Raw genomic sequence first — 3200 nt, 5'->3', positions numbered from 1 at the left:
CGAGTCTACCCGCAGCGACTCCCGCTGAAAATCCCCGACCGCACCACAAGCCAAGCCGATTCATCTATTTTGAATCGGCTCCTTATGTAGCATCTGCCACCGCCTGATCCTGCCGCGTCTCAGCCCTACCCGCTACCCTGTTGCGCTGAAACCGAACGGGAGGGGGATGGAGTATGGGGGAGCCGCACGTCGTCAGCGCCCTGCGGGAGAAGCGGGCGGAGATCTCTGGGGCAATCCTTGAGCTTGAGAAACGGATGGCTCAGCATCGGGCCGACCTGGTGCACCTGGACGCCACCTTGCGCCTGTTCGCCCCGGAGCTGGAAAGCATTGTGCCGAAGAAGCCGCCGGCGGCGCGCTCCCACTACTTCGCCACCGGCGAGCTGGCGCGCCGCTGCCTGGAGGCGCTGCGCATGGCAGAGGGACGTGTCGTTGCCGCCGAGGAGATCGCCGTCGCCGCCATGCGCGACAGAGGGCTCGATCCGGAAGACCGCAAGACCCGCTCCGACTTCATCCAGCGCGTGCTCAACACCCTGACCGCCCTGAAAGGCAAGGGCACGGTGGAGAAGATCGGCAATGGCCTGGGAGCCCGCTGGTGCCTTCCGTCCGAACCCGCCGATCACGCCGCGTGAGCGCGCTGCCAGTAGCCGCAGAAGTCGACCGACGGGCCGGTCTTCGTCTCCAGCCCGACCACGATGCGGAACTGCTCGCCGTTGCTGGTCCGGCGATGATCCTCTCGGAAGGCGGCTTCCTGGGCGTAGCGGTGCAGGTAAAGGCCGGAGATGTGATGATGGTGCCCGATCTCGCGGCGGCGGATGCGCGAGAAGAAGGATTCCGCCCCGTTGGTGCAGGCGCCGTCCTGGCTGTAGGCGTCCTGGTGGTTGATGCGGTGCATTGGGTAGCGGGCGTGCAGGTCGTTCCAGGCGCTGGACTCGTCCGCATGCACTTCGGTGCCCTTGGCGACGCGCGAGCGGATGAAGCTGCCGGCGGCGTCCTCGGACGGGAACACGCCGGTCAGGGTGCGACCGTCGCGCTCGCGGATGGTGACGACACACCGGCGCTTGCCGGTCTGGTTGATGGCAAGCCGGCGGTCCTTGCGCTCCGCCTTGCGGTTCTCCGGGCGGATATGGCCGCCTAAGCAGGCCCCATCGATCTCCGCTGCTTTGCCCGCGCCGCCGATTACGACGCCGCGGCTCTCCGCGGCCATCGCTTCGCGGATCTTGTGGGCCAGCACGAACGCCGTCTTGTACTGGACGCCCAGGTCGCGCGACAGCGGCAGCGCGCCCTTGCCCTTCACCTCGTTGACGAAGATCACCACGGCGGCGAGGTACATCCGGAGCGCCAGCTTGTGGAAGGCGAACAGTGTGCCCGAGGTGAGGGAGAGGTCCTTGCGGCACCGCTTGCAGCGCCAGCGAGGCGCACCGCTCGGTCGGCGGCAGTCGTACACCGCATCACAATCACAGGCCGGGCACACGGAACGTCCGTTCGTCTCCGGCCAGCGAATCGCCGCGAACACCGTCTCGGCTTCCGTGTCCGACAGGCGCAGCACTGTCGCCAGCGACAGCGTGCGCGCCGCAGCGGTGAGAAGGAAGTGCTGGCTTTTGATGCGACGGGGCATGGCGATCTCCGACACGGTGATTGCCCGAGTCTAACCGGCCTCGACTCCGCTGTGAATCGTCAAGTTCATGATTTGTTCTCATCCGGCTAGATCGCCCGCCGACCATCGTGGCGGATGCTACATAAGTCCGCAAATTTCCACCACGTCCGTGGACGCTATCTTGGGCGTGTCTTCATTGTGTGCCTGTTGTATGGTCGTTGTGGGTGAAGCAACATTTCTGAAATGTACGGGGGATATCCTGTGGGAGTTGTTGACGTGACTGCCACCTCTCCGGAGTTGACCACGGCACAAATTGCCGTCTGGCGTGAGCGAATCCGTACCACGACCTTTGCAAACTACCATCTCCACATGGGCATCGCCCTGGCTCTCCGGAGTGAATCCGGAGCTGCTCAGGCTTTGCAACGAGCGTGCGAAAGCGATCCGGGGTGCGTAGAGGCTGCCGTGGCGCTTGCCGAGCTGACTGGCGACACGAGCTGTCTTCCCGCCGGCGTCGGGATGCGCCAACTGGGGCTTTTGCGGCTGGCGGACATCGAAGCCAAGGCGGGGCGTTGGGAGCGAGCCGGCGCTTATATCGACGCCATGCTGGCAGTTCCTTTGCCTATAGAGCTGGCGTGCTATGCGGAAGAATTCGTCGCCTGCACGGAAATACTCGAAGTTGGCAGACGGATTGACGTACTGGTTATAAGCAGGGCCATTGTCGCTCTGCTGGATGCGGCCTCGTTTGAGCCAGATCTGGAAACCAGCATTCGGATAGGGCATCTGTTCTTCCGCCACCACGCTTATGACGAGGCGGCTGCCTGTTACCGCCGCTATGAACGGCGGGCCCCCGGCAATCTCGACATCCGATTCCGTCTCGGTTTCCACCATATGATCAACCTCGAACTGGCGGAGGCCGAGCAGGCATTCATCGGTTATACGGCAAGATTGCCGGATGATCGGTTTCCGGTGGCGCTACGGGTACTGACGGTACTGGCCGATGCGCGGGCGGTCGATGCGGCGGGACTGGTAGCCGAAGAGGAGGCGCGGCAGAAACTGGACTCCTCCTTGTGGGCCTGCCGTGGCTTGGCCTTTCAGCATCTGGGGGATTTGGCAGGGGCTTTGGCGGCTTATGAAAAGGCAGCTGAAATCGCTCCATCCCTGGAGGAGTACCGGCGAATGGTTGACCGGGAACAGATGGCCTTCCTTGGGGCACCGGGACAAGGCGGTCTTCTTGCCCTTGGTCTCCTTGCCTTGGGCCGCTTGCCGGAAGCCAAGGCCAAGGTGGACGGGGCGCTGCGTCAACTACCGGAGAGCGGATTTGATTGGCTGGTCAACGCCTTGCTTCTGTTGGAACTGAGTGCTGAACAACAAGCGCGGGAGGCGATGAAAGCCTTTCAAGCAGGATCTCCCAACGCGCTTCTGTTGCCATTGTTCCTGCGCTTACTGCCAATGGGGGCCGATCGGTTACGTGCTCTTCTGCCCACGGCTTGAACCTGAGGTGATGTGGTGGACGGCCCTCGGAACGTGTCAACGAATGTGAGACAGCCGGAGTTATGAATTAAGCTTGGATGGTCTCCGGTTTTGTCGGCGGATTGATCCAGGCTTC

3 protein-coding genes are annotated in these 3200 nt (G+C 63.1%); 2 read left to right on the top strand and 1 reads right to left on the bottom strand.

Annotated features, from left to right (window positions below; translation table 11 throughout):
- Window positions 1-173: 173 nt before the first annotated feature.
- Window positions 174-629, top strand: a complete 456-nt coding sequence (locus tag EJ903_RS26070) for a hypothetical protein (RefSeq protein WP_126620785.1) — start codon at window positions 174-176, stop codon at window positions 627-629.
- Here the strand turns inward: EJ903_RS26070 and EJ903_RS26065 are convergent.
- Complete coding sequence (locus EJ903_RS26065) at window positions 617-1615, bottom strand: IS1595 family transposase (RefSeq protein ID WP_126620784.1); 999 nt, start codon at window positions 1613-1615, stop codon at window positions 617-619. The genes EJ903_RS26070 and EJ903_RS26065 overlap by 13 nt on opposite strands.
- Window positions 1616-1870: 255 nt before the next feature.
- On the opposite strand from EJ903_RS26065, the gene EJ903_RS26060 reads away from it, so the two are divergent.
- The gene (locus EJ903_RS26060) at window positions 1871-3085 is read left to right on the top strand and encodes a tetratricopeptide repeat protein (protein ID WP_158628027.1); all 1215 of its coding nucleotides are present in this window, start codon (window positions 1871-1873) and stop codon (window positions 3083-3085) included.
- The last annotated feature ends 115 nt before the right edge of the window (window positions 3086-3200 follow it).

It is taken from the genome of Azospirillum griseum (assembly GCF_003966125.1).
Lineage (GTDB): Bacteria > Pseudomonadota > Alphaproteobacteria > Azospirillales > Azospirillaceae > Azospirillum > Azospirillum griseum.
The sequence above is the reverse complement of the archived record's forward strand: the minus strand, read 5'-3'. Positions and strand labels throughout refer to the sequence as shown.

Coding starts and splice junctions, on each gene's coding strand:
- EJ903_RS26070 (WP_126620785.1), top strand. CDS start 174: ATGGGGGAGCCGCACGTCGTCAGCGCCCTGCGGGAGAAGCGGGCGGAG.
- EJ903_RS26065 (WP_126620784.1), bottom strand. CDS start 1,615: ATGCCCCGTCGCATCAAAAGCCAGCACTTCCTTCTCACCGCTGCGGCG.